General features: G+C 72.8%; 27 protein-coding genes. 16 read left to right on the top strand and 11 right to left on the bottom strand.

Features of this window, described 5'->3' with window-relative positions:
* Window positions 1-60 precede the first annotated feature (60 nt).
* Window positions 61-1566, top strand: coding sequence for an O-antigen ligase family protein (locus MM438_RS11825; protein ID WP_241452728.1), 1506 nt, complete (start codon window positions 61-63; stop codon window positions 1564-1566).
* A 19-nt stretch (window positions 1567-1585) separates the two neighbouring features.
* Here MM438_RS11825 and MM438_RS11820 read toward each other — a convergent pair whose 3' ends face one another.
* The 5 genes from MM438_RS11820 to MM438_RS11800 form a co-directional block, all read right to left on the bottom strand.
* Window positions 1586-2389: a class I SAM-dependent methyltransferase gene (locus tag MM438_RS11820; protein ID WP_241452727.1), complete on the bottom strand. Its 804-nt coding sequence runs from the start codon at window positions 2387-2389 to the stop codon at window positions 1586-1588.
* A 144-nt stretch (window positions 2390-2533) separates the two neighbouring features.
* On the bottom strand, window positions 2534-3958 hold the full coding sequence (locus MM438_RS11815) for a DHA2 family efflux MFS transporter permease subunit (protein ID WP_241453467.1): 1425 nt from the start codon (window positions 3956-3958) through the stop codon (window positions 2534-2536).
* A gap of 124 nt (window positions 3959-4082) precedes the next feature.
* Entirely contained in the window at window positions 4083-4757 is a 675-nt protein-coding gene (locus MM438_RS11810; RefSeq protein ID WP_338155559.1) for an acyltransferase family protein, read from the bottom strand.
* A gap of 17 nt (window positions 4758-4774) precedes the next feature.
* Window positions 4775-5422 carry an acyltransferase family protein gene (locus MM438_RS11805; RefSeq protein WP_241452725.1) on the bottom strand — a complete coding sequence of 216 codons (648 nt, stop codon included), beginning with the start codon at window positions 5420-5422 and terminating at the stop codon, window positions 4775-4777.
* 37 nt (window positions 5423-5459) lie between these two features.
* Window positions 5460-5774, bottom strand: coding sequence for a 4a-hydroxytetrahydrobiopterin dehydratase (locus tag MM438_RS11800; RefSeq protein ID WP_241452724.1), 315 nt, complete (start codon window positions 5772-5774; stop codon window positions 5460-5462).
* A 29-nt stretch (window positions 5775-5803) separates the two neighbouring features.
* Between MM438_RS11800 and MM438_RS11795 the strand changes: the two genes are divergently transcribed.
* Window positions 5804-6310, top strand: a complete 507-nt coding sequence (locus MM438_RS11795; RefSeq protein WP_241452723.1) for a (deoxy)nucleoside triphosphate pyrophosphohydrolase — start codon at window positions 5804-5806, stop codon at window positions 6308-6310.
* Window positions 6311-6412: 102 nt separating this feature from the next.
* Window positions 6413-8311: a translational GTPase TypA gene (gene typA, locus MM438_RS11790; RefSeq protein ID WP_241452722.1), complete on the top strand. Its 1899-nt coding sequence runs from the start codon at window positions 6413-6415 to the stop codon at window positions 8309-8311.
* A gap of 78 nt (window positions 8312-8389) precedes the next feature.
* Here typA and ppk2 read toward each other — a convergent pair whose 3' ends face one another.
* A complete protein-coding gene (gene ppk2 / locus MM438_RS11785) occupies window positions 8390-9280 on the bottom strand; it encodes a polyphosphate kinase 2 (protein ID WP_241452720.1) in 891 nt (296 codons plus the stop codon).
* Window positions 9281-9501: 221 nt separating this feature from the next.
* Between ppk2 and mshB the strand changes: the two genes are divergently transcribed.
* From mshB to MM438_RS11760, 5 genes are all read left to right on the top strand, one after another.
* Window positions 9502-10428, top strand: a complete 927-nt coding sequence (gene mshB, locus MM438_RS11780; RefSeq protein ID WP_241452717.1) for an N-acetyl-1-D-myo-inositol-2-amino-2-deoxy-alpha-D-glucopyranoside deacetylase — start codon at window positions 9502-9504, stop codon at window positions 10426-10428.
* Window positions 10421-10927: a flavin reductase family protein gene (locus MM438_RS11775; protein WP_241452714.1), complete on the top strand. Its 507-nt coding sequence runs from the start codon at window positions 10421-10423 to the stop codon at window positions 10925-10927. Before mshB ends, MM438_RS11775 begins: the two co-directional genes overlap by 8 nt.
* Before the next feature lie 55 nt (window positions 10928-10982).
* On the top strand, window positions 10983-11309 hold the full coding sequence (gene fdxA, locus MM438_RS11770; RefSeq protein ID WP_241452712.1) for a ferredoxin: 327 nt from the start codon (window positions 10983-10985) through the stop codon (window positions 11307-11309).
* A 4-nt stretch (window positions 11310-11313) separates the two neighbouring features.
* Complete coding sequence (gene dapC / locus MM438_RS11765) at window positions 11314-12450, top strand: succinyldiaminopimelate transaminase (protein WP_241452710.1); 1137 nt, start codon at window positions 11314-11316, stop codon at window positions 12448-12450.
* A gap of 200 nt (window positions 12451-12650) precedes the next feature.
* Window positions 12651-13955 (top strand): citrate synthase, encoded by a 1305-nt coding sequence (locus tag MM438_RS11760; RefSeq protein WP_241452708.1) that lies wholly within the window; start codon window positions 12651-12653, stop codon window positions 13953-13955.
* A gap of 97 nt (window positions 13956-14052) precedes the next feature.
* Here MM438_RS11760 and MM438_RS11755 read toward each other — a convergent pair whose 3' ends face one another.
* On the bottom strand, window positions 14053-14961 hold the full coding sequence (locus MM438_RS11755; protein ID WP_241452707.1) for a hypothetical protein: 909 nt from the start codon (window positions 14959-14961) through the stop codon (window positions 14053-14055).
* Complete coding sequence (dapD, locus tag MM438_RS11750) at window positions 14948-15874, bottom strand: 2,3,4,5-tetrahydropyridine-2,6-dicarboxylate N-succinyltransferase (RefSeq protein ID WP_241452705.1); 927 nt, start codon at window positions 15872-15874, stop codon at window positions 14948-14950. The genes MM438_RS11755 and dapD overlap by 14 nt, the downstream gene beginning before the upstream one ends.
* A gap of 94 nt (window positions 15875-15968) precedes the next feature.
* On the opposite strand from dapD, the gene dapE reads away from it, so the two are divergent.
* From dapE to MM438_RS11725, 5 genes are all read left to right on the top strand, one after another.
* The gene (dapE, locus tag MM438_RS11745; protein WP_241452704.1) at window positions 15969-17051 is read left to right on the top strand and encodes a succinyl-diaminopimelate desuccinylase; all 1083 of its coding nucleotides are present in this window, start codon (window positions 15969-15971) and stop codon (window positions 17049-17051) included.
* A gap of 42 nt (window positions 17052-17093) precedes the next feature.
* Window positions 17094-17849: an LOG family protein gene (locus MM438_RS11740; protein WP_241452703.1), complete on the top strand. Its 756-nt coding sequence runs from the start codon at window positions 17094-17096 to the stop codon at window positions 17847-17849.
* Window positions 17850-17956: 107 nt separating this feature from the next.
* On the top strand, window positions 17957-18607 hold the full coding sequence (locus MM438_RS11735) for a DivIVA domain-containing protein (RefSeq protein ID WP_241452701.1): 651 nt from the start codon (window positions 17957-17959) through the stop codon (window positions 18605-18607).
* Window positions 18604-19824 (top strand): hypothetical protein, encoded by a 1221-nt coding sequence (locus MM438_RS11730; protein ID WP_241452699.1) that lies wholly within the window; start codon window positions 18604-18606, stop codon window positions 19822-19824. Before MM438_RS11735 ends, MM438_RS11730 begins: the two co-directional genes overlap by 4 nt.
* Before the next feature lie 276 nt (window positions 19825-20100).
* On the top strand, window positions 20101-21306 hold the full coding sequence (locus MM438_RS11725; protein ID WP_241453376.1) for an IS110 family RNA-guided transposase: 1206 nt from the start codon (window positions 20101-20103) through the stop codon (window positions 21304-21306).
* A 64-nt stretch (window positions 21307-21370) separates the two neighbouring features.
* Here the strand turns inward: MM438_RS11725 and MM438_RS11720 are convergent, their stop codons facing one another.
* Window positions 21371-22168, bottom strand: coding sequence for an enoyl-CoA hydratase/isomerase family protein (locus MM438_RS11720; RefSeq protein WP_241452697.1), 798 nt, complete (start codon window positions 22166-22168; stop codon window positions 21371-21373).
* A 227-nt stretch (window positions 22169-22395) separates the two neighbouring features.
* On the opposite strand from MM438_RS11720, the gene MM438_RS11715 reads away from it, so the two are divergent.
* Window positions 22396-22563 (top strand): DUF3117 domain-containing protein, encoded by a 168-nt coding sequence (locus tag MM438_RS11715; RefSeq protein WP_082176849.1) that lies wholly within the window; start codon window positions 22396-22398, stop codon window positions 22561-22563.
* Between the two features lie 113 nt (window positions 22564-22676).
* Here MM438_RS11715 and MM438_RS11710 read toward each other — a convergent pair whose 3' ends face one another.
* A complete protein-coding gene (locus MM438_RS11710) occupies window positions 22677-23309 on the bottom strand; it encodes an O-methyltransferase (RefSeq protein WP_241452695.1) in 633 nt (210 codons plus the stop codon).
* Between the two features lie 151 nt (window positions 23310-23460).
* On the opposite strand from MM438_RS11710, the gene sigE reads away from it, so the two are divergent.
* Both sigE and MM438_RS11700 read left to right on the top strand, forming a co-directional pair.
* Window positions 23461-24111, top strand: a complete 651-nt coding sequence (sigE, locus tag MM438_RS11705; protein WP_241452694.1) for an RNA polymerase sigma factor SigE — start codon at window positions 23461-23463, stop codon at window positions 24109-24111.
* A gap of 193 nt (window positions 24112-24304) precedes the next feature.
* Entirely contained in the window at window positions 24305-24691 is a 387-nt protein-coding gene (locus MM438_RS11700; protein WP_241452692.1) for a twin-arginine translocase TatA/TatE family subunit, read from the top strand.
* A 124-nt stretch (window positions 24692-24815) separates the two neighbouring features.
* On the opposite strand, the gene MM438_RS11695 is transcribed toward MM438_RS11700, so the two are convergent.
* Window positions 24816-25949, bottom strand: a complete 1134-nt coding sequence (locus MM438_RS11695; RefSeq protein WP_241452690.1) for an Mrp/NBP35 family ATP-binding protein — start codon at window positions 25947-25949, stop codon at window positions 24816-24818.
* Window positions 25950-25980: the final 31 nt, after the last annotated feature.

Raw genomic sequence — 25980 nt, 5'->3', positions numbered from 1 at the left:
GCACCGAGAGTTCAACCTCACGTCGTCCGCACGTCGTCCCGACCTGTCAGACATGACGGTATGCCCAGCACCTCCACCCACCTCTCGGGGCCGACGCGCGCCTCGGACACGGCGCTGCCGTGGTCGGCTGTCCGCGACCGCCTGAGCCGGACCCTCGTGGTCGCGGCGGTCGTCCTGGTCGTGGTGGACGGGGTGGTCGGCATCCTGCCCACCGAGACCATCGTCGAGCTCGTCACCCCCCTGCGCGCCCTGATCGTCGTGGGCCTGCTCGGCGCCGCGGTCGGCGGCCGGGGGCTGCGCAGCTGGCGCACGCCCGTCGACCTGCCCGTCCTGCTCCTCGTCCTCGCCACCGCCGTCTCGGCCTGGCACAGCGGACAGGGGTGGCCGCTGTGGCGCGGTCTGCTCACGGGCGTCGGGGGCTTCTACCTCGCCGTGGCGCTGGTGCGTCGGCAGGCCGCGGCCTGGCACGGGGTGACCACGGCCGCGCTGCTGTCCTGCGCGGTGGCGGGGCTGACCGCCTGCCACCAGCTCGCGGCCCACATCGACACCGGTTTCTGCCGCGCCGGGCTCGTCGCCGGGCGGGAGAGCTGCGACGACCCGGACGCCCTCATCCGGGCCACCGGCACCTTCGCCAACCCCAACCTCCTCGCCGCAGCGTTGGTGCTCCTGCTCCCGCTGGCCTGGGCGGCGGCGCGCAGCCTGCCGACCTGGTCCTCCCGGATCGGTGCCTACGGCGTGGTCGCCGCGGGCTACACGAGCGTGGTCGCGACCTGGTCCCGCGCCGGCCTGGTCGCCGCCGCGGTCGGGATCCTGGTGCTGCTGGCGCTGCGCCCGGGGTGGTCGGGCCGCGCCATGGGTGTGCTCGGGGTGGTCGGCGCGGCGCTCGCCGTGGTCGCGATCGGGGGCAGCGTCGGGGTCCGTCAGGAGGTATGGCGCGCGGCCCTGGAGGCCACGGTGGCCAATCCCCTCGGGGTCGGCCCGGGCCGCGGCGGTGCGGTGATCGACGCCCGTGTGCCGGGGACCGAGCGCTTCCGCCACGCCCACGACCTGTGGCTGAACTGGCTGCTGGAGTGCGGGTGGCTCGGTGGCCTCGCGGTCGTCCTGGTCACGGTGATCCTGTTCCGCGTCACCGCCCGGCGGGCCCGGATGGGCTCCGCGGTGGCCCGGGTGGCCGGGGCGGGGCTGGCGGGCTTCGCCACCATGTCGCTCGTGGACCACCCCGCCAACCACGCCGGCATCTCCATGCTGATGTGGGTCGTGCTCGGCCTGGTGGCCGGGCACCAGGTGCGTCCCGGGTCGGCGCCCGGGCTCCGCGACCGGATCCAGGAGCGGCGCGAGGATCCGGAGACCGCCGATCCCGTCGTGTCGCCCGGCGCCCTGCGGGGCCCGACGCGGTCGACGCCGGTCCGCCCGGCTCCCGAGCGGCGGACCGGTCGACCGGTCACCGGTCCCCTGCCGCCCGACGAGGACACCGGCGAGCAGGACGCCTGGCACACCGGCGAGCAGGGGCTGCCGTCCCGCAGCTCCCGGCACCGGAACCCCCGGCGACATCGCCGGGACCTCTGACGGCCCGAGCTGCCCGGGCTCAGTCGGTCCCGGTGATCCGGACGGCCACCTGCTCGTGGTCGTGGGTGAAGGCGACCGGCTCGAAGGTCACGCCCGTGCGGGCCACGTGCTCGGTCCAGGCGCGGTGCTCGTGCTCCTGCCACCCCGGATAGTTGAGGTACTCGTCGAACTGCACGATGCTGCCCGGCCGCAGGCGCGGACCCACGAGCTCGAGCACCGTCGCGGCGGAGGAGTAGAGGTCGCCGTCGACGTGCAGGAGGTCCACCGGCCCCGGGTGCTCGGCCAGGAAGCCGGGCAGGGTCTGGTCGAACCACCCCTGGACCAGCGTCGCGCCCGGCACGTCCGGCAGGCCGTCGACGCCGAAGGCCCCGGCGGGGAAGCCGACCCGCCAGTCCTCGGGCAGCCCCTCGAAGGAGTCGAAGCCGTAGACCTCACGGCCGCCCCGAGCCTCGGCGATGATCCGCAGCGTCGCCCCCTGGAAGACCCCGAACTCCAGAGCCAGGCCGCCGGTCGGGGCGAGCGACAGCGCGTGCCGCAGGGTCTCGTGGGGGTGGCCGAAGGAGCGGGCGCCCACGAGGTTCTCGGCCGCCCAGCGGGCCGACTCGGCGACCGCCGCTCGCTCGCCCGCGGCATACAGGTCACGCCGGTCGCGGATCTCCAGGTCGCGCAGGTGGTCGATGATCCGCTGGGTGTCGGCGGCCTGCTGCTCGCGCAGCGCGCGGAGCTCGTCCTCCAGTCGCGAGACCTCGACCCGCAGGGCCAGGCGGACGGCGCCGCGGACGAGTCTTGCTGCCGTATGCCGGATCTCGGCGTTCAGGGGCATGCCTGGATCCTAGGCAGCGGCGGTGGCCGGGGCCCGGCGTGAGACGCGTCCACGGGCGTGTCGTGCCACAGGCGGGCGGTGCCGTGCGTGGCGCCCTCGTGCCGGCCCCCTGGGGCGTGCCCCCGGCGCTCGGGGCCGGGACCGTCAGGCGCGCTCCTGCTGGTGGCGGGGCCGCTCGAGGGCGAGGACCACGAGGGCGCCGACCCCGATCACGGCGGCGGGCACCACCAGCGCCTCGCCCATCGCGGCGGTGAAGCCCGGGGCCAGGGCGCTCGGCAGGTGACCGCCCATGGACGTGGGCGCCGCACCCCGGGCGGCGGGCAGGTGCGCGGCGAGCCGGTCCTGCATCGCGAGGGCGATCGCCGCCGACCCGAGCACCGAGCCGACCTGGCGCGTGGTGTTGTAGACCCCGGCCCCGGCGCCCACCTCGGCGCCCGCCAGGTTGGCCGTGGCGCTGGTCGACAGCGGCGCCCACACGAAGGCGCTCGCGACGCCGAGCAGGGCGGCGGGGAGCAGGACGTGCCACAGGGGTGCGGTGGCGTCGAGCGTGCGGCTCAGCCACAGCAGGGCCACGGCATAGGTGCTCAGGCCACCGAAGGCGAGCCACCGGGGGTGCAGCCGGTTGACCACCCGGCCTGCGGCGGGCGCCAGAGCGGCGGAGACGAGGGCCATCGGGGCGAGGAGCAGCGCCGCCCGGGTGGGGGATAGGCCGCGAGCCGTCTGGGCCCAGATGGTGATGGGGAACGCCGTCCCGGTGACCGCGAAACCGACGGTGGTGATGGCGACGTTGGCCACGGAGAAGTTGCGGTCGCGGAACAGCCGCAGCGGCACGAGCGGCTCGCCCTGCTGCCGGGCCTGCCACAGCACGAACAGGCCCATGACCACGAGGCCGAGGACGATCAGCCGCCAGATGGTGATCGGCCCGGTGATCGTGCCCCAGTCATGGCTGCGGCCCTCCTCGATGCCGAAGACCAGGCAGAACAGCCCGACCGCGGACAGCGCCACCCCCAGCCAGTCGAAGCGGTGCGAGTGCGTCTCGAAGGTCGGCACGAGCCGCCAGGCGAGTACCAGCGCGAGCACCCCGACCGGGACGTTGACGAAGAAGATCCACTCCCACCCGAGGGTGTCGATGAGCAGGCCGCCCAGGATCGGCCCGACGAGCGTGGCGACGCCGGCCACCGCGCCCCACAGGCCCATCGCCTGCCCGCGCGTGCGGGGCGGGAACATCCGGGTGATGACGGCCATGGTCTGCGGGCTCATGAGCGCCGCGCCGAGCCCCTGCGCGATGCGGGCGATCACCAGCATGGTGACGGTGTCGGTCAGGCCGCACCACCACGAGGCGGCGGTGAAGACGGTCAGCCCGACGAGGTAGACCCGCTTGGGTCCGTAGCGGTCGCCGAGCCGTCCGGTGATGAGCAGCGGCACGGCATACGCCAGGAGATAGGCGCTGGTCACCCAGACGACGGCCCCGATGTCGGCGTGCAGGCCGGACATCAGCGCCGGCGTCGCCACCGTCACGATGGTCGAGTCGACCAGGATCATGAAGAAGCCCAGGCACAGGGCCCACATCGCGGGCCAGGGGTTGTCGCCGGCCTGGTGGTGCGGGCGCGCGGCGCCGCGGTCGACGGAGGGTGAGGTCACCGCCGAAGCGTGACACAGGGCACCGACATACCCCCGTCTGCGCCCGGGCGCGTCACCCGGACAAGGCCAGCGCGAGGGCCGCCGCGCCCACGACCACCATCGAGCCGAGGGCGAGCAGCAGCGACCTGCTGGTGCTCTGCCTGACGCCGGGCAGGAAGCGCGTGGCGTCCTCGACCCACGTCCACCACACGTGCGCCAGGGCGACGGTCAGGGCGGCCACGGCCAGGCGCAGCGGGTTGTCGAGGTCCCGGTGGAGGGCGAAGGGGACGAGGACGATCAGCGGCCAGTGCCACAGGTAGATCGAGTACGAGATGTTGCCCAGCCACTGACTGATCGGGTTGGTGTAGGCCAGGTCCAGGGGATCGCGACCGTCGCAGTCGCCGGCCATGATCACGGCGGCGGTGCCGAGGACGGGCAGCAGCGCGAGGTAGCCCGGGAAGGGGTCGCCCTGGCTGAGCACGAAGGCCGACGCGATGATCATCGCCATGCCGACGTAGCGGAGCACGAGCGACAGGCTGGTCGAGGGCGCCCAGCGCCGCAGGACCATCGGCAGCAGACCGCCGGCGGCGAACTCCCACGCGCGGGTGAAGGTCATGAAGTAGGTGTTGGCCGGGTGGGTGGCGGTGTACCACACCGAGAGCACGAAGCTCAGGGCCGTGACCACGGCGAGCATGGTGCCGGCCGCCTGGACCGGACGCGCGGCCGGCCCCTTGGTGCGGCGGGCCAGCCACAGCGCCAGCAGGATCAGCGGCGGCCACAGGAGGTAGAACTGCTCCTCGGTGGACAGCGACAGTAGTGCTGCACCGGCGCCTCGAAGCTCATCGGCGGCGGCGGGCCCAGGACGACCTTGGCGAGCCAGAGGTTCTGGACGTAGAACGTCGACGCGAGGGCCTCGCGCCCGGTCATCACGCGCAGGGCGTCGGGCAGCAGCGCGAAGGCGCCGGCGATGGAGACGAGCAGGATCGTCATGCTCGCGGGCAGCAGCCGCCGGGCCCGGCGGGCGTAGAAGGTGCCGAGGCGGACGGTCCCGGTGCGCTCCACCTCACGCACCAGGTGGCTGGTGATCAGGTAGCCCGAGATGACGAAGAAGGCGTCGACCCCGGTGAATCCCCCCGGGAAGCGGGAGGGCCACAGGTGGAAGGCCACCACGAAGCCCACGGCCCACATGCGCAGCGCCTGCACCTCGGGCAGGAAGCTGCGGGCGGCGCGTCGGCGCACCCGGTCCGCCACGCTCGTCCCCCCGCCGCCCCCCGGCCTCGCGTCGGTCGCTGCGTCGTCCCCCGACGCCAGGTCCCGCGTCGCCGGATCCTGCCGGGCGAGCCGGTCGGGACCCGCCTGGGTGGATCCGTGGTGGTCGTGCACCTGTCTGCTGGTCAGCTGATCCCCCGTCACGCCCCTGACCTTAGGAGACGCCTCTGGCGTGGCGAGATCAATCTCCCCAGATGACACGGGCTTCCGTCGTTCGGGCCCGCTCTTGGACACGATGGGCGAGCTCTATGTCCAGTTGCGTTATTCCGTTGAGCCAATGGGTCCAGATCTCCCACGTCGTCCGCGCCATCCGGATGTCGATGAAGGGGTGGTGGTCCATCTGCTCGGCCTCGTCCGCCACCCACTCCGCCAGCCGCACCGCCTCCAGGAAGCTCGAGGACTCGTAGGTCGCGACCAGGTGGCCCTCGACCACCCGCCACCCGGCCAGGTCCCGCAGCTGGCGGGTGATCTCCTCGTCGTCCAGCAGTCGGCTCATGCCACCCACGCTAGGACAGGATGGGCCTCATGTCGGAAGACCCCGCCGCCCCACCCGCAGCCGCCCCACCCGCAGCCGCCCCACCCGCAGCCGCCCCACCCGCATCGCCCGCCCCGGACCGGCCGGTCGCCGTCGTCGGCGCCGCCCTCCTCGACGACCTGGACACGCCCACCACCCTGCTCGCGGCCCGCCGCACGGCTCCGCCGGCCCTGGCGGGTGGGTGGGAGCTTCCCGGCGGCAAGGTCGACCCCGGCGAGAGCGAGCTCGACGCCCTGCACCGCGAGCTGCGCGAGGAGCTCGGGGTCGAGATCGAGGTGGGGGAGGAGGTGACCGGCCCCCGACCGGACGGCCGCTGGGACCTCAGCCCCCGGCACGCCATCCGCGTCTGGACCGCCCGGGTCACCGAGGGTCGGCCGCAGCCGCTCGAGGACCACGACGACCTGCGGGTGCTGCGCGCCCCCGAGCTCGACACCGTCGCGTGGCTGCCCGCCGACGCCCCGATCGTCGCGGCGGTGGCCGCCCTGCTGCGCCCCTGACGCAGGACGTCCGGCCCGAGCCCTGGTCGTCACCGCCCGCACCGCCTGCCTGGCCCTGCGTGATGGTCCGGGGCAGGGCCGGGGCCTGCGACAATGGGAGGCATGGCTCAGAAGACCCGCGGCGACATCCGTAATGTCGCGATCGTTGCCCACGTCGACCACGGCAAGACCACCCTCGTCGACAAGATGCTCTGGCAGGGTGGTGCTTTCGGCGAGCACGACCACGTGGACGAGCGTGCGATGGACTCCGGTGACCTCGAGCGCGAGAAGGGCATCACCATCCTCGCCAAGAACACCGCGATCCACTACAACGGCCCCTCCGCGGCGGACTTCCCCGGCGGCGTCACCATCAACATCATCGACACCCCCGGCCACGCCGACTTCGGCGGCGAGGTCGAGCGCGGCCTGTCCATGGTCGACGGCGTCGTGCTCCTGGTGGACGCGTCCGAGGGGCCGCTGCCCCAGACCCGCTTCGTGCTGCGCAAGGCGCTCGCCGCCAAGATGCCGGTCGTCCTGTGCATCAACAAGGTCGACCGCCCCGACTCGCGCATCGCCGAGGTCGTCGACGAGGTCTACGAGCTGTTCATGGACCTGGACGCCGACGAGCACCAGATCGAGTTCCCCATCGTCTACGCGTCGGCCAAGAACGGCGTCGCCTCCGTCGAGCGCCCCGCCGACGGCGGCCTGCCCGACTCCCCGGACCTGGAGCCGCTGTTCCGCACCATCATGGAGACCGTCCCGGCCCCGGTGTACGACGACGAGGCCCCCATGCAGGCCCACGTCACCAACCTCGACTCGTCCAACTTCCTCGGCCGCCTGGCGCTGCTGCGCGTCTTCAACGGCGAGATCCGCAAGGGCCAGCAGGCCGCGTGGTTCCGCCACGACGGCACCAAGTCGCAGGTCAAGATCACCGAGCTGCTCGTCACCGAGGGACTGGAGCGCAAGCCTGCCGAGTCCGCCGGCCCTGGCGACATCATCGCGATCGCGGGCATCGCCGACATCATGATCGGCGACACGATCGCCGACCCCGAGTCCGGCACCGCGCTGCCCGTCATCACCGTCGACGAGCCCGCCATCTCCATGACCATCGGCACCAACACCTCCCCGATGGTCGGCAGGGTGCGCGGCTCCAAGGTCACCGCCCGCCTGGTCAAGGACCGCCTGGACCGCGAGCTCGTCGGCAACGTCTCGCTGCGTGTGCTGCCCACCGAGCGCCCCGACGCCTGGGAGGTCCAGGGGCGTGGTGAGCTGGCGCTCGCGATCCTCGTCGAGCAGATGCGCCGCGAGGGCTTCGAGCTCACGGTCGGCAAGCCGCAGGTGGTCACCCGCGAGGTCGACGGCAAGCTCCACGAGCCCGTCGAGCGCCTCACCATCGACGTGCCCGAGGAGTTCCTCGGCGCCGTCACCCAGATCATGGCCGCCCGCAAGGGCCGCATGGAGCAGATGACCAACCACGGCACCGGCTGGGTGCGCATGGAGTTCCTCGTGCCCTCGCGCGGGCTCATCGGCTTCCGCACCGAGTTCCTCACCGAGACCCGCGGCGCCGGCATCGCCCACCACGTGTTCGAGGACTACGAGCCGTGGTTCGGCCCGATCTCGACGCGACAGTCCGGCTCGCTGGTCGCCGATCGCACCGGCCCGGTCACGTCCTACGCCATGGTCAACCTGCAGGAGCGCGGCACGCTGTTCGTCGAGCCGACGACCGAGGTCTACGAGGGCATGATCGTCGGCGAGAACTCCCGCGCCGACGACATGGACGTCAACATCACCAAGGAGAAGAAGCTCACCAACGTGCGCGCCTCCTCCGCGGACAACTTCGAGAAGGTCGTTCCCCCGCGCAAGCTCTCCCTCGAGCAGTCGCTGGAGTTCTGCCGCGAGGACGAGTGCGTCGAGGTCACCCCGGAGGCCGTGCGCATCCGCAAGGTCGTGCTCGACGCGACCGAGCGCGCCCGCACCGCGTCCCGTGCCCGCAGCGCCGCCAAGCGCGAGGCCGGCGAGTGATCCGCTGACCGCCTGATCCGTCCGACCGGGGGCGGCCACCTCGACCGGGGTGGCCGCCGCCGGTCGGCGGTCCACGCCTCAGTCGTCGACGGTGTCGCGGCCGCGGCGGACGATCTTCGGGTCCGGCGCGAACACCACGTCGGGGTCCTTGCCGTCGTAGTCGAACTTGTTCAGGAAGTAGCGCATCGCGTTGATGCGGCCGCGCTTCTTGTCGTTGGACTTGACGGTCGTCCACGGCGCCCAGTCGGTGTCGGTGGCGGTGAACATCGCCTCCTTGGCGTCGCCGTACCGGTCCCACTTGTCCAGGGACTCCAGGTCCATGGGGGAGAGCTTCCACTGCCGGACCGGGTCGATCTGCCGGATCGCGAAGCGGGTGCGCTGCTCGGTGCGCGACACCGAGAACCACAGCTTGGTCAGGGTGATCCCGGAGTCGACCAGCATCTTCTCGAACACAGGTGCCTGCTCGATGAACTGGCGATACTGCTCGTCGCTGCAGAAGCCCATGACCCGCTCGACCCCGGCGCGGTTGTACCAGGAGCGGTCGAACATCACCACCTCGCCGTTGGTGGGGAAGTGGTGGACGTACCGCTGGAAGTACCACTGGCCGAGCTCGGTCTCGGTGGGCTTGACCAGGGCGACGACGCGCGCGTAGCGCGGGTTGAGGTGCTCGGTGAACCGCTTGATGGTCCCGCCCTTGCCTGCGGCGTCGCGCCCCTCGAAGACGAGGATGTGCTTGAGGTCGTTCTCGCGGGTCCACTTCTGGAACTTCAGCAGCTCGATCTGCAGCAGGTACTTCTCCACCTCGTACTGCTCCCTCGCGAGCCGCTCCTCGTAGGGATAGTCCTCGCGCCAGGTCTCGACCGGATTGCCCAGGGGGTCGATGAGGTCGGGGTCGGAGCCCTCGTCGTCGCGGACGGTGTAGCCCTCGGCGTGGAGGTTCGCGAGGTACTCGCGGAAGTTCTGGTGCATGGGGACTCCAAGCTGCATCAGGGGGAGGGGCCGCTCCACGGCACCGGTGAGCGTTCGGCGTCATCGACGGCTCTGTGCAGGCGACGGTACGGAAAGGCGGTGAACGCGGTGTGAACGCACGCAGAGGCACAGCACGTGGCGGTGCGTAGTCTTCCCTGGCGCGGGCGGGGGCGCGTTCATGCCCGCTCCGGATCGGCTGCGGCCGGGTAACGTTCGCTGCGATGACGCTCACGACTCCGCTGGCAGCCCTCCACCCGCGCCGGGTGGTGCTGGTGCACGCCCACCCCGACGACGAGTCCCTGTGGACGGGGGTGACCATCGCCCACCTGGTCGCCGCCGGCGTCGACGTCCACGTCGTCACCTGCACGCTGGGGGAGGAGGGCGAGGTCATCCCGCCGGCCCTGCGCCACCTGGAGGGTCGGGGTCCGGCCCTGGCGAGCCACCGGCGCACCGAGCTGGCCCGTGCTGCCGCCGCGCTGGGCGTCACGTCGCACGTCCTGGGCGACCGGGGCGGTGCGGGTGGTGGTCGTTGGCGCGACAGCGGTATGGCGGGCACCCCGGCCGCGGACCATCCCGACGCGCTCGCGGGCGGCGGGGTCGCCGTGGTGGACGCCCTGGCCGACCTGCTGGGCGAGATCGACCCCGACACCGTGATCACCTACGAGCAGCACGGTGGCTACGGTCACCCGGACCACGTCGCCGCCCACCGCGCGACGCACGCGGCGGTCGCCCGGCTGCGCGTGGCGGGCCGCGAGGTGCGGCTGCTCGAGGTGGTCGTGCCGCGGTCGTGGGCGGTCGAGGACCGCGAGTGGCTGGCCGAGCACGTCCACCGCACCGAGGTGCGCGTCCCGGGGGCCGACGAGGCCTTCCCGCCGTCGGTGGTCCCGGACGAGCGGGTGACCCACGTGGTCGCCGACGAGGGCGCGCTGCCGGTGCAGGTCGCCGCGCTGCGCGAGCACCCCACCCAGGTGACGGTGTACGACGGCTACTACGCCCTGTCCAACGGCGTGGCCGCGCGCCTGCCCGGGCGCGAGGCCTTCGTCCTCGTGAGCGTCCCGACGCCCCGCGTCGCCGAGCCGTCGTCCCGCGCAGTCGCAGCCTTGTCCGCTGCCCCGGCGCCGTCCGTCCGCGAGGTGAGCCATGGCTGAGGCCGACTCCGTCGCGCTCGAGCCCGAGACCTTTCGCCGGGCCATGGGCCGGTTCGCGACCGGGGTGGCGGTGCTGACCACCCACGCGGACGGCGTCGACCACGCCATGACGGCCAACTCGCTCACCTCGGTGTCCCTCGAGCCCCTGCTCATGCTGTGCAGCGTCCAGGTCGACGCGCGGTTCCACGACGCCGTGGTCCGGGCCGGGGTGTGGGGCGCGAGCGTGCTGCCGGCGAGCTCGCGTCCGCACGCCGCGTGGTTCGCGACGCGCGGCCGCCCGGTGCACGGGCAGCTGGACCGGGTGCCGCACCACCGGTGCGCCGAGACCGGGGTGGCGCTGCTCGACGACGTGCTCGTCGCCCTCCAGTGCCGCACCACGCAGGTGGTCCCCGCGGGGGACCACTCGGTGATCATCGGGGAGGTCGTCGGGCTCGAGGTCCCGGACCACACGGGCGAGGCGCTGACCTACTACCGCGGCGCGTTCGGCCACCTGGCCTGAGGGCATACAGTGTCTGGCGAGCCTGCTACGCCCCACCATCCCGGAAGGATCACCGATGACCTACGTGATCGCCCAGCCCTGCGTCGACGTCAAGGACAAGGCCTGCATCGAGGAGTGCCCGGTCGACTGCATCTACGAGGGTGAGCGCTCGCTCTACATCCACCCCGACGAGTGCGTCGACTGCGGCGCCTGCGAGCCGGTGTGCCCCGTCGAGGCGATCTACTACGAGGACGACGTCCCGGAGCAGTGGGCGGACTACTACAAGGCCAACGTCGAGTTCTTCGACGAGCTGGGCTCCCCGGGCGGCGCCGCCAAGCTCGGCATGATCAAGCGCGACCACCCGGTCATCACCGCCCTCCCGCCGCAGGGCGAGGGTCACTGACCTCGTGGCGGGTCGCGACCGCCTGACCCTTCCTGACTTCCCCTGGGACTCCCTCGTCGAGGCCCGGCGCCGGGCCTCGGCGCACCCCGGGGGCATCGTCGACCTGTCCGTCGGCACTCCGGTCGACCCCACGCCCGAGGCGGTCCGCCGCGCCCTGGAGGCCGCGTCGGACGCCCACGGCTACCCGCAGACCTGGGGCACCGCCCCGCTGCGGGAGGCCGTGGCGGGCTGGTTCGAGCGGCGCCGCGGCGTGCCCGGGCTCGACCCGGCCGGGGTGCTGCCCACGGTGGGCAGCAAGGAGCTGGTGGCCTGGCTGCCGACGCTGCTCGGCCTCGGGGCCGGGGACCGCGTCGGGATCCCCGCGATCGCCTATCCGACGTACGACGTCGGCGCGCGCCTGGCGCGCACCGAGCCGGTCGTCGTCGACGTGACCGCCGAGCTGCCGGACCCGGACGGGATGCGGCTGCTGTGGCTCAACTCGCCGGGCAACCCCACCGGCGCGGTCCTCGACGTCGCCACGCTGCGACGCGTGGTCGCGTGGGCCCGCGCGCACGACGTGGTCCTGGCCTCCGACGAGTGCTACGCCGAGCTGGCTTGGGGCGACGACGATCTCGTCGACGGCCTGCCCCGGCCCGGCGCCGTGCCCAGCCTGCTGGACCCGCGGGTCTGCGACGGCGACCACCGCGGTCTGCTCGTCACCTACTCCCTGTCCAAGCAGTCCAACCTCGCGGGCTACCGTGCGGCCTTCGTCGCGGGCGACCCGGCGCTGGTGGCCGAGCTGCTGGAGGTGCGCAAGCACGCGGGGATGATCGTGCCCCGGCCGGTGCAGGAGGCGATGCAGGTCGCCCTCGACGACGACGCCCACGTGGCCGAGCAGCGGGCGCGCTACGCGACGCGGCGCGCGAGCCTCCTTCCGGCCCTGGGGTCCTGGGGCCTGCAGGTCGAGGACACCGGCGCCGGGCTCTACCTCTGGTCCACCCGCGGCGAGGACTCCCGCGCGACGGTCGACGCCCTCGCGCAGGTCGGCATCCTGGTCGCCCCGGGGTGGTTCTACGGCGCGGCCGGGGAGCAGCACGTCCGGATCGCGCTCACGGCCACGGACGAGCGCACCGCCGCGGCGGTCGAGCGACTCACCCGCTGAGAGGCCTGGCGCGACACCGCAGGTGATGCGCCAGGGCCCGGCCGGCGGCGCCATACGTCGCAGCAGGACGACCGGTCGCCGCGCCGACCGCGCCCGGCCCCGGGGTCATCCTCACGGGTTTCGGATGGCGCGGGCACGTGGGGTAGCGTCCAGCCGGTGGGTCCCGGTGTCCGGGGCCCCTCTCTAGGAGGAAAACCCCTATGACCACTGATGCCGGCAAGGCCGTCCTCACCGACGGCGGCAAGAGCATCGAGCTCCCGATCACCCCGGCCACCGAGGGCAACAGCGGCTACGGGATCGGCAAGCTGATGGCCGCCACGGGCAACACCACCCTCGACCCGGGCTTCACCAACACCGCCAGCTGCTCGTCCGCGATCACCTACATCGACGGCGACCAGGGCATCCTGCGCTACCGCGGCTACCCGATCGAGCAGCTGGCGGAGAAGTCCAGCTTCCTCGAGGTCGCCTTCCTCGTGATCTACGGCGAGCTGCCGACGGGGGAGCAGCTCGAGGAGTTCGAGCAGAAGGTCACCCGCCACTCCCTGCTCGACGAGCGGATGCGCGACCTGTTCCGCTGCTTCCCGCGCCGGTCGCACCCCATGCCGGTGCTGTCCGCGGGCGTGATGGCGCTGTCGACCTTCAACGTGGAGACGATCGACCCGCTGGACCCCGAGCAGGTCGAGGGCGCCACGCTGCGGCTGCTCGCCAAGGTGCCGACCCTGGCGGCCTATGCCTACAAGAACTCCGTGGGCCAGCCTTTCCTCTACCCGCAGAACTCGATGGGCTACGTCGAGAACTTCCTGCGGCTGTCGTTCGGCTTCCCGACCGAGGAGTACGACCTGGACCCGGCGATCGTCAAGGCGCTCGACGTGCTCCTGGTGCTGCACGCCGACCACGAGCAGAACTGCTCGACGTCGACGGTGCGGCTGGTGGGCTCCGCGCAGGCCAACATCTATGCCTCGGTCGCCGCCGGCATCAACGCCCTGTCCGGTCCGCTGCACGGCGGCGCCAACCAGCAGGTGCTGGAGATGCTGGCGAAGATCCGCGACCAGGACGGCGGCGACGTCAGCCGTTTCGTCGACGACGTGAAGTCCAAGAAGGACGGCGTCAAGCTCATGGGCTTCGGCCACCGGGTCTACAAGAACTACGACCCCCGCGCCGCGATCATCAAGAAGCACGCCGACGAGATCCTCAAGTCCTCCGGCCGCCAGAACGAGCTCCTCGACATCGCGCTGCAGCTCGAGGAGGTCGCCCTCACGGACGACTACTTCAAGGAGCGCAAGCTCTACCCCAACGTCGACTTCTACACGGGTCTGATCTACGAGGCCATGGGCTTCCCGGTCAACTACTTCACGGTGCTCTTCGCGCTCGGCCGGCTGCCCGGCTGGATCGCGCAGTGGCGCGAGATGATGACCGACCCGGCGACCAAGATCGGTCGACCGCGCCAGGTGTATGTCGGGGAGCCGGAGCGCACCTACCCCGGCTACGTCGCCCCCCAGGCCTGAGCCGACGGGACGGCATGCAGCTCACGGGCCGGGCCGGTCATCTCGCTGGAGGTGACCGGCCCGGCCCTGTGCCGCGGTCTGCGAGAGACCTCGGCGATCAGCGGATCTCGACGGTGCGGGCCGCCGCGGGCCGCTGGGCGCGCTGCCAGCCCCACCCCTCCTTGCTGCGCTGGCGGGTCCACTCCCGGTCGCCGACGACGACGCTGGTGAGGCCGTAGGCCTGGGAATGCGCGACGGCCCAGTGCCCGACCAGCCAGGCCTGCTCGGCGGACCCGGTGGGCACGCGCAGCCGCTCGCCCACCACCGTGCCCCTGGCCTGCAGCTCGTGCCGCAGGTGCGTGGCGACCTGGGCGGGCGTGAGCCGGGTGTCGCCGTCGGCGAGCGGCTCCAGGCGGCAGCCGAGACCGCCGGGACTGTGCCCGGACAGCGTGGACGCCAGGGCGCGCCCCTCGCCCTCGTGCTGGGCGTAGGCCTCGGGGAAGGCCGAGCGCTGCACCCGCTGGGCGATCTTGGTGATCTCCATGGTCTGCCAGCCGGGGATCTTGACCAGGGCGTCGTAGAACCTCCCGGAGGCGTAGACGGGGTCCATGATCTGGTCCGCCGTGCCCCAGCCCTGCGACGGGCGCTGCTGGAACAGGCCCACCGAGTCGCGGTCGCCGTAGCTGATGTTGCGCAGCTTGGACTCCTGCAGCGCCGTGGCGATGGCGATCGTGGCCGCCCGGGCCGGCAGCCTGCGGCGCACGGCGACGGCCGTGATGGTGGCTGCGTTGGCCATCTGGTCGGGGTCGAGCTGCGCCGAGTAGGACGCGGCCGTCGCCTTGCAGGTGGAGGAGCCGAAGCCCTCGGCGAAGTCCTGCACCGTGTGCCAGACGAAGGCCATGCCGCCGAGGGCCAGGGCGATCACCAGGACCGACACGATCACCACGGGCCGGGGGCCTCGGCGGCGCGGCCCCCGGTGGCCGTCGATGAGGTAGGCCCCGTCGAGGTCGTGGTCAGTCGTTGGCATGCAGCTCGGAGTTGAGGGTGATGCCGTGACCGTCGCGGGCCTTGGCCAGGACGGTGCCGGTGACCGAGTCGCGGATGAACAGCAGGCCCGACTGCCCGGACAGCTCGCGGGCCTTGACGACCCGGCCGTCGGCCAGCGTCACCTTCGTGCCGGCGGTGACGTAGAGGCCGGCCTCGATGACGCAGTCGTCCCCGAGGGCGATCCCGCAGCCGGCCTCGGCGCCCAGCAGGCAGCGCTCGCCGATCGACACCCGCTCGGTGCCGCCGCCCGACAGGGTGCCCATGGTCGAGGCGCCGCCGCCGATGTCCGAGCCGTCGCCGACGACGACGCCCTGGGAGATGCGCCCCTCCACCATCGACGAGCCGAGGGTGCCGGCGTTGAAGTTGACGAAGCCCTCGTGCATCACGGTGGTGCCGCTCGCCAGGTGGGCGCCGAGCCGCACCCGGTCGGCGTCGCCGATCCGCACGCCGGTGGGCACGACGTAGTCCGTCATCCGCGGGAACTTGTCCACGCCGTAGACCTGCACCGGCAGCTCGGCGCGCAGGGCGAGGCGCACCTGCTCGAAGTCCTCGGGCGAGCACGGGCCGACGTTGGTCCACACGACGTTGGCGAGGACGCCGAACAGGCCCTCGAGGTTGATCGTGTTGGGCTGGACCAGCCGGTGGGACAGCAGGTGCAGCCGCAGGTAGCCGTCGGCCGCGTCGACAGGCGGTGCGTCCAGGTCGATCACGGTGGTGACGGTCTCGGTGCGCACCCGGCGGCGCGGGTAGGGCCTGGCCTGGTCGGTCAGCGCGGCGGGCACCTCGGAGCCGTCGGGCTCGCCGAGGGCGGGAGCGGGATACCAGGTGTCGAGGACCGTGCCGGAGTCGGTGATCGTGGTGAGGCCGTGGCCCCAGGCCGTGCGAGAAGTCATGGCCGACAGGCTACAAGCGTGCGTGCGCCGCCCCGGACAGCCACGCACGGGGCGCCTGGTCGGGCCACCCCGGCAGGCGCCATACAGTGCCGGTATGACGGACCGCCCCAGCCTCGACCTGTCCCTGGACCCCGTGGACCTCACCGTGGCCGTGTGCGACATCGCCTCGGTCAGCCACGAGGAGGAGGTGCTCGCCGACGCCGTGGAGGACGCGCTGCGCGGGCTGTCGCACCTGACCGTGGAGCGCGACGGCAACACGATCCTCGCGCGCACCGACCTCGGCCGCCCGGAGCGGGTGGTGCTGGCCGGGCACCTGGACACCGTCCCCCTCGCCGCGCAGGGACCGGCCGCCACCCTGCCGATCACCCGCACCGCCCGCGAGCTGCTGGGCCGCGGCGTCGCCGACATGAAGGGCGGCGTGGCCGTCATGCTGGCGCTCGCCGCCCGGGTCACGGCGCCGAGCCGGGACGTGACCTACGTGTTCTACGACTGCGAGGAGGTCGCGGCGGTCCACAACGGGCTCGCCCGCCTCGTCCGGACCCGCCCCGAGGTGCTGCAGGCGGACTTCGCGGTGCTGCTGGAGCCCACCGACGGCACCGTCGAGGGCGGCTGCAAGGGCACCCTGCGCGTCGAGGTCACCGCGCGGGGCAAGGCGGCCCACTCGGGTCGACCCTGGCTGGGGCACAACGCGATCCACGAGGCGGGCAGCATCATCGACCGACTCCGGGCGTATGACGCCGCCGTGGTGACCGTCGACGGGCTGGAGTTCCGCGAGGGCCTGTCCGCGGTGGGCATCCGCGGCGGCCGGGCCGGCAACGTCGTGCCCGACGAGTGCGTGGTCACCGTCAACTACCGCTTCGCGCCGCACATCGACGCGGTCGAGGCGGAGCGGCGGGTGCGGGCCTTGTTCGAGGACTACCAGGTCGTGGTGACCGACGCCGCCGACGGGGCCCGCCCCGGGCTCGACCGGCCGGCGGCGCAGGACTTCGTCACGGCCCTCGGCCTGCCCGTGCAGGCCAAGCAGGGCTGGACCGACGTGGCGCGGTTCTCGGCCGTGGGGGTGCCGGCCGTCAACTTCGGGCCCGGCGACCCGCTCACCGCCCACCAGGACCACGAGCGGTGCGAGATCGCCCAGATCACGCAGGCCTACGACGCGCTGGCGCGCTACCTCGCCTGACGAGGGGCGCCGCTGCCGGACCCGCCGCATAGGGTCGGCGCCATGAAGGACGCTCGAGGCGACTACCACAAGGGACCGGTCACCCTCCGCGGCAAGCGGGTGCCCGGATCGACCACCGACCAGCGGCTGCTCGACAACGCCGGCAGCTCGGACTGGGTGCACGCCGACCCCTGGCGGGTGATGCGGATCCAGGCGGAGTTCGTCGAGGGCTTCGGGGCGCTCGCCGAGCTGGGTGACGCCGTCAGCGTCTTCGGCTCCGCCCGGGTGCCGCGCGAGCACCCGACATACGCCCTGGGGGTCGAGCTGGGGGCCGCGCTCGTCGAGGCCGGGTATGCCGTGATCACCGGCGGGGGACCCGGCCTGATGGAGGCGGCCAACCGCGGCGCGCTGGAGGCGGGCGGGGTCTCGGTGGGGCTGGGCATCGAGCTGCCCTTCGAGCACGGCCTCAACGAGTTCGTCGACCTGGGCGTCAACTTCCGCTACTTCTTCGCCCGCAAGACCATGTTCGTCAAGTACGCCCAGGGCTTCGTGGTCCTGCCGGGCGGCTTCGGCACCCTGGACGAGCTCTTCGAGGCCGTGACACTGGTACAGACCCGCAAGGTCACGTCCTTCCCCATCGTGCTGCTCGGCCGTGACTACTGGTCCGGGCTGCTGGACTGGGTGCGCGCGACGATGGTCCCCGCCGGGACCGTCAGCGAGAGCGACCTGGCCCTGCTGCAGCTCGCCGGCTCGGTCGAGGAGGCCGTGGACCTCGTGGTGTCCGCCGGTCGCGAGGTGAGTCCCCGCCCCGCGGAGTGACCCCTCGGACGCGGCCGGTGATCGCCGACGGGGAACCGCGCCCTCGTCCGGGTCCGCCGGTGGGGCGGGGTCGCCCCGACGGCACCGGGCGTGGCACGATCGGGCACGTGTCGCTGCCCTTGATCCTCCTCGCCGTGCTCGTCGTCGGAGCCCTCACCGGGGCCGTCGTCTGGCTGACCGGCACCCGCCCTGCTGCCATGGCCGAGCAGGCGCTCGCCGACCCCGTCTCGGGCTCGCCCTTCGAGCCGCTGCCGGCCGGACCGCTCGATCCGGCGGCCGTCCGCGAGCTGCGCTTCGACCAGGTGCTGCGCGGCTACCGCATGGACCAGGTCGACGAGGTGCTCGAGCGCCTCGTCGGCGAGCTGCGGGAGCGTGACGCCGAGATCGCCCGCCTGCGCGGGGACGCCCCCGTCCTCCCCGACCCGGGCCACGTCGGGGAGGACGGCGAGGGCGTCCTGATCGGCGTGGACGAGGGCGTCGAGGCGCGCCCGGTCGCGCCGGCCCACCCGCTCGAGGCCCACCTGCCCCCGGGCGAGGCACCCGCGCCCGCTCCTCGCACGCCGCTCGACCCCGCCACCCACCCGGACGTGACGACCGGCCCCCTGGACGTGTCGGAGTTCTACCGCCCGACGGACAGCTCGAGCCTGTGGAGCCGCCGCGACCGGGGCGAGGGTGGCGCCACGCGGCGCGAGCACGACGAGCGTCCGACCCACCCCGCCGACCCGGACCATCCCGGACCGGTCGACCCGCTCCCGTGACCGCCGTCGCGGCGGGCGCCACCCGCGCCTCGCGCTCCCTGGTCTCCCGCGCGTCCGGGGTGCGCCTCATCCTGGTCTCGCTGCTCGCCTATCTCGCCACCCGGGTCATCTCGGGGATCCTGATCGCCCGGGCGGCCACCCAGCAGGTGCCGGTGAGCTGGACCGGCGACCCGGTGACCTACTGGGGCATGACCCTGATGTGGGACGGCACCTGGTATCGCAAGATCGCCGAGACCGGCTACCCCGCCACGCTGCCGCTCGACCCCTCGGGGCAGGTCGCGCAGAACGAGTGGGCGTTCTACCCCGCCTACCCCCTCCTGTGCCGTGCGGTCATGACGGTGACCGGTCTGCCCTTCCGGTATGTCGGGGCCGGCGTCGCCACGGTCCTCGGCTGCGCCGCCGCGGTCCTGCTGGTGCACCTGCTGCGCCGCCGCTGCGGGGACGCGGTGGCCGTCCTGGCCATGCTCGTGTGGGCGACCTACCTCGCCACGCCGGTTCTGCAGATCGCCTACACCGAGTCCCTGGCGATGCTCCTGCTGGTCGGCTTCCTCATGCTCCTGGAGCGGGAGCGCTGGTGGTGGGCGACCGTCCTCGCGCTGGTGATCGGTCTGTCCCGGCCCATCGGCCTGCCGCTGGGCCTGGTGGCCCTGGTCGCCGTCTGGCTGCGGTGGCGCCGTCACGGCGAGCGACCGATTCCACCGCGGGAGTGGGCGGGCATGGCGGCGACGCTCGCCGGCTGCGGGATCGCGGGCTTCGTGTGGCCCGCCGTCGCCTGGGCGGGGACCGGATCGCGCACGGCATACACCGACACCATGGGGGCCTGGCGCACCGGTCACGAGATCCATCCCTTCGTGCCCTGGTGGGACAACGCGCAGTACTTCTTCCACGACCGGGCCGCGCTCGTCCTCGGGGCCTACGTGCTCGGTCTGGTGCTGCTGGTCGCCGGCCCGTGGGCGGCCTCGCTCGGTTGGGTGATGCGGTCCTGGCTGATCGCCTACCCGCTCTACCTCTTCGCGGTGCAGGACCCGCACACCAGCCTCTACCGCTACCTCGTCCTGATGTTCCCCGCCGCGCTGATCGGCGTGGGTGCCGCGCGCCGGCTCACCGTCCCCACGGTGCTGCGTGCGGGGGTGCTGATCGGGGCCGGGGTCGCGCTCCAGGTCTGGTGGACCCAGGCGATCCTGGTGCTGCACCTGCCCGCCTCCTGGCCCCCGTGACCGGAGCACCCACGCGCTGACGACGCGGCGCCCCGCCCGTTACCTTCTTCGTGCCCTCGGTGATGGGGGTGCTGGTCACCAGGTCTGGTATGACTCTTTGCCCCTGTCGCGCATGATCCGGGGGGTGTTGTCGCCGGGCTTGGTGGCGTCGGTGTGACCGCTGATAGGGACACGGCCCCCGCGCTCGGGAGGTCTCTTCGTAACGTGGCTGCCGGCTGCTGACGCCCGACCTGTGGCCAGCGGATCATGAGTCCGTCGGTCAACGAGGAGGACAGGATGCACGGGCTACCCGACCGCACCTACGCGGTCTACCTGGGGTTGGACGTCGGCAAGGAAACTCACCACGCCACCGCCCTGGACCCGTCCGGAAAACGGCTGCACGACAAGGCGCTACCGCAAGACGAGACCAAGCTGCGCGCCCTCTACGAGCACCTGTCCACGCACGGCCCGGTCCTGGTCGTGGTGGACCAGCCCGCCTCGATCGGGGCCCTGCCGGTCGCGGTCGCCCGCGCCGTCGGGGTCGACGTGGCGTACCTGCCGGGCCTGGCGATGCGCCGCATCGCGGACCTACACCCCGGCGCAGCGAAGACCGACGCCCGCGACGCGTACGTCATCGCCGACGCGGCCCGCACCATGCCCCACACCCTGCGGCGCGTGGACATGAACGACGACGCCCTGGCCGACTTGGAAGTCATCGTCGGGTACGACGACGACCTGGCCGGTGAGGTCACCCGCGTCACCAACCGCCTGCACGGCCTGCTCACCCAGATCCACCCAGCCCTGGAACGAGCCCTCGGACCCCGACTGCACCACAAGGCTGTCCTCGAGCTCCTGACCAGGTTCGGCGGACCCGCCGGGCTACGCACGGCCGGTCGGCGGCGGCTGACGAGCGTGGCCAAGCCCCGCGCGCCGCGCTCCTACGATCGGATCGTCGACGAGGTCATGACCGCCCTGGACGCCCAGACCGTGACCGTGCCCGGCACCCGCGCGGCCGAGCTCGTCATCCCGAAGCTGGCTTCCCAGCTCGCCGACCTGCTCGAGCAACGCGCGACCGTCGCGGCGCAGGTCGAGGAGATCCTTGATGCCCACCCTCTTGCCCCGGTCCTGACCTCGATGCCCGGCGTCGGTGTCAGGACCGCCGCAAGGATCTTGCTCGAGGTCGGCGACGGCAGCGCCTTCCCCACAGCCGGGCACCTCGCCGCCTACGCAGGCCTCGCCCCCGTCACACGTCGATCCGGGTCCAGCATCCGCGGCGAGCACCCCTCCAGGTCAGGCAACAAGAACCTCAAACGCGCGCTGTTCCTGTCCGCCTTCGCAGCCCTGTCCGACCCCACCAGCCGCGCCTACTACGACCGCAAACGAGCCCAAGGCAAGAAGCACAACGCCGCCCTCATCTGCCTGGCCCGCCGACGCTGCGACGTTCTCTACGCCATGCTCAGAGACGGCACCACCTACCAAGCCCCGACGGCCGCCGCGGCTTGACGAACCCCATAGGGACACCCCCCGTGATCCGGGGGCGGGGCGCCGCGTCGTCAGCGTCGTGTCGTCAGCGCCCGGCGAAGGTCGGCCGCTCCTTGGCGAGGAAGGCCGCGACCGCGGCCGCGTGGTCCTGCGAGGAGCCCGTGGCGTCCATGAGCTCGCCCTCGTGGGCGAGCGACTCGGCGAAGGAGTGCTCGGCGGAGTAGTGCACCACGTCGCGGATCGCGGCATACGCCAGGGTCGGTCCGGCCGCCATCCGCCGGGCCAGGGCCATGGCCGGGGGCAGGACGTCACCCTCGACCACCTCGTTGACCAGGCCCAGCTCCTTGGCCTCCTGCGCGCTGATGGTGCGCGGGAACATCAGCAGCTCCTTGGCCCGGGCCGTGCCGACCAGGCGGGGAAGGGTCCAGGAGGCGCCGGTGTCGCAGGACAGCGCGATGGTGGTGAAGGCGAAGTTGTAGCCGCCGCCGTCGGTCATGAAGCGGTAGTCGCAGGCGAAGGTGAACGACGCTCCTGCCCCCGCGGCCACGCCGTTGATCGCCGCGATGACCGGCTTGCGCATCGTCGCGACGAGCGTCACCGCGGGGTTGTAGTGCTCGGGCACGGTGCGCCACAGCGCGGGATCCTGGGCCTGGAGCAGCTGGACGTGGGACTTGAGGTCCTGACCGACGCAGAAGGCCCGGCCGGACCCGGTCAGCACCACGGCACGCACCTCGGGGTCGTCGGCCACCTGGCGCAGCGCGGCGAGGAGGCCCTCCTTGGTGGGCAGGTCCAGGGAGTTCAGGGCGTCGGGTCGGTTGAAGGTCACGACCCCGACCCCGTCCTCGACGGTGACGAGGACGGGCTGGTCTGCGGCAGTGCTCACGGGATCTCCTCCAGGTGTGCGGTCGGCCTCAATCTAGCGACGGGTCGGGGTGCCCGCCCGTCGGTGCCGGCGGCGTGCCGGTCGGCGGGGGCTACTCGTGGGTCCGGCCCTGTGGACGGCGATTAGGAGGTCCGGGAGGTACTTGGGATAATGGTGACAAGTCTGTGACTGTCCGGGCATCGGTGATGCCGGGGCACAGTCGCACCGGATAGGAGACGAGGTAAGCCATGGCGGCGATGAAGCCTAGGACCGGGGACGGCCCGCTGGAGGTCACCAAGGAGGGCCGCGGCATCGTCCTGCGCATGCCCCTCGAGGGCGGCGGGCGCCTCGTCGTCGAGATGACGCCGGACGAGATCGCGGCGCTCGGCGAAGCGATCAAGGGCGTCACCGGCTGAGCCCGACGCCCGGAGCACGCCACCGCTCGCTCGACGGCGTCCGACCGCCCAGGTCGGACGCCGTCGTGCTGCGTCGAGGGGGTCGTGCTGCGTGGCGCAGGGTGGGCCGGCGGTCAGTGCTTGACGGCGGCCAGCACCCCGCCGCCGGCGGCAAGCAGCACCGGCGTGAGGTCGTCGCGCTCGCGGACCTGCTTGCCGAGGTCGCGCAGCAGCCCGGTGGTGGCGTCCCGTGCGGCCGGGTCGGCCACCTGGTCGTTCCACAGCATGTCGTCGAGGACCAGGACCCCGCCCGGGCGCAGCAGTCGCATCGCCTGCTCGACGTAGGCCGGGTAGGACTCCTTGTCGGCGTCGACGACGACCATGTCGTAGGCCTCGTCGGTGAGGCGGGGGAGCACGTCGAGGGCCCGCCCGGTGATCAGCCGGAACCGCTGGTGGGGGATCCCCGCGTCGGTGAACGACTCGCGAGCGGCCCGCTGGTGGGCGGGCTCGACGTCGATGGAGGTGAGGATGCCGTCCGGCGCCATACCCTCGAGCAGCCAGAGGCCGGAGACGCCGGAGCCGGTGCCCACCTCGACGACCGTCCTGGCCTGGACGCTCGCCGCCAGCAGGCGCAGCACCGCAGCCGCGCCGGACGCCATGGGGGCGCACCCCAGCTGCTGGCCGCGGGCTCGAGCGCGGTCCGCGACGTCGCTCTCGGGGACGAACTCCTCGGCATAGGCCCAGCTGGCCGACTTCTGTGCGCTCATGGCCCGAATTGTACCGATCTGTTATCAGCGAGCTCTGGTGACAGGCAGTGAGGTCTCGGCGGATTCCCAGTGGTCTTGCAGGCATCCGGGGTTGGATGGTGCGAACCCGGTCCACCCGGTGTCCTGCTCCCGAGCTCCCGCGAGGTCCGCCATGACCGTACCGGCCCCCTCAGCTCCTCCCGCCGCCGAGCCCGCCGCCGGGTGGGCGCCCCCGACCTGGGACGAGGTCGTGCAGGAGCACTCCGCCCGCGTCTACCGCCTGGCCTACCGGTTGACCGGCAACCAGCACGACGCCGAGGACCTCACCCACGACGTCTTCGTCCGGGTCTTCCGCTCCCTGGACCGCTACCAGCCCGGCACCTTCGAGGGCTGGCTGCACCGGATCACGACCAACGTCTTCCTCGACCGCATGCGCCGACGCCAGCGGATCAGGTTCGACGCGCTGAGCGACGAGCGCGCCGCCCGGCTCCCCTCGCGCGAGCGGGGGCCCGAGCAGACGCTGGCCGACGCGACCTTCGACGACGACGTGCAGCACGCCCTGGACGCGCTCAAGCCCGAGTTCCGCGCCGCCGTGGTGCTGTGCGACATCGAGGGGCTGACCTACGAGGAGGTCGCGGACGTCCTCGACATCAAGCTCGGCACCGTGCGCTCGCGCATCCACCGGGGTCGCGCCCAGCTGCGCACCGCGCTCGCCCACCGCGACCCGGCGCTGCGGGGCGAGCAGCCCGAGCCGCAGCTGGTGCAGGGTGCGCGCCGCCGTCCGGCGCTGCGGGCGCCTCGGCTGGGAGCCGTCGGCGCCTGACGGCCGCAGGGCCGGGGGTGCTGGACGCCCGCGAGCGGCGCTCCCGATCGGCCTCGCCCGGCACCCGAGCCCGATCGTGCGAGGTGCCCGGGCCCGGGTCCTCACCGGCGGGTTGCCGGACGTTCACCTGCCAGGGGTGGGCCGTGCCCCGAGCGGGCGGCGCCGACCGGGGCGGCGCGGGTAGCCTGCCTTCATGTTCGACATCAACGGCGGGGAGTTCCTGCTCCTGATCATCGTCGCGATCGTGGTGCTGGGGCCCGAGCGACTGCCGGAGTATGCCGCGAAGCTGCGCGAGCTGGTCCGCAACGTGCGCGGCTATGCCGAGGGCGCCAAGGTCACGCTGCGCGAGCAGATGGGCCCGGAGTTCGACGAGATCGACTGGCGGCAGTACGACCCGCGCCAGTACGACCCCCGGCGGATCGTGCGCGAGGCGCTGCTGGAGGACCCGATCGCGCCGGCGGCCGCGGGCGGCGCCACGCTCGCGAGCTATGGGGCCGACGGGACCTCCCTGGAGCCGCCGCGTCGCCCCGGGCACCGCTTCGACGAGAGCTACACGCCCTTCGACATCGAGGCGACCTGAGCGATGCGGCGACGTCGCCCTGAGGCGCCCTGCCCCCTCGGCTGCTGGAGACGCAGATCGGGTGCCCCCGCCGTGGCGGGGGCACCCGATCTGCAGGTGGCGGCCCGAGGCCGGCAGCCCGGGGTCAGCGTCCCTTGGGGGTCAGACCCAGTCCCCGGCCGGCGAGGCCGCGGGCGCGGGTGCCGAGCTGGCGGGCGATGCCGTTGAGCGCCGCGCCGGCCGCCGACTCGGGAGCGCCGACGACGACGGGCGTGCCGGTGTCGCCGCCCTCGCGCAGGCGGGTGTCCAGAGGGATCTGGCCGAGTAGCGGCACGGGCGCCCCGACGAGGCGGGTGAGCGACTCGGCCACGGCCTGGCCGCCGCCGGAGCCGAAGAGCTCCAGGCGCGAGCCGTCCGGCTGCTCCAGCCAGGACATGTTCTCGACCACGCCGACCACGCGCTGGTGGGTCTGCACGGCGATGGAGCCGGCCCGCTCGGCCACCTCGGCCGCGGCCTGCTGCGGCGTGGTCACGACCAGGATCTCCGAGCCGGGGACGAGCTGCGCGACCGAGATCGCGACGTCGCCGGTGCCGGGCGGCAGGTCGAGCAGGAGCACGTCCAGGTCACCCCAGAAGACGTCGGCGAGGAACTGCTGCAGCGCGCGGTGGAGCATGGGGCCGCGCCAGACGACCGGTTGGTTGCCGGCGACGAACATGCCCACGGAGATGACCTTCACGTCGTGGGCGACCGGCGGCAGGATCATGTCGTCGACCTGGGTGGGCTGCTGCTCGACCCCGAGCATGCGGGGCACGGAGAAGCCGTAGATGTCCGCGTCGACCACGCCCACCTTCAGACCCTGACGGGCCAGGGCGGCAGCGAGGTTGACGGTGACGGAGGACTTGCCGACGCCACCCTTGCCGGACGCCACGCAGTAGACGCGGGTCATGGATCCCGGCTTGGCGAAGGGGATCTCGCGCTCTGCCTGGCCACCACGGAGCTGGTCGCGCAGGGCCTGGCGCTGCTCGTCGCTCATCACGCCGAGCTGCAGGTCGACGCCGTTGACGCCCTCGAGCGGGGCGAGGGCCTCGGTCACCGAGCGGCGCAGCGTGTCCTTCATGGGGCACCCGGCGACGGTCAGCAGCAGCACCACGTGCACGATGCCGGCGGCGTCCACCTCGGCGGACTGGACCATGCCGAGCTCGGTGATGGGCCGGCGGATCTCGGGATCGTCGACCGTCGCGAGCGCGTCGTGGATCTGGTCGGGGGTGGGGGCAGACATGCCTCCCATCGTATGCCGGGCGGCAGCCCTC

It is taken from the genome of Arsenicicoccus dermatophilus (genome assembly GCF_022568795.1).
Taxonomy (GTDB): Bacteria; Actinomycetota; Actinomycetes; order Actinomycetales; family Dermatophilaceae; genus Arsenicicoccus; species Arsenicicoccus dermatophilus.
Note: the sequence above shows the minus strand (reverse complement) of the source record. Positions and strands in the feature narration are given on the sequence as shown.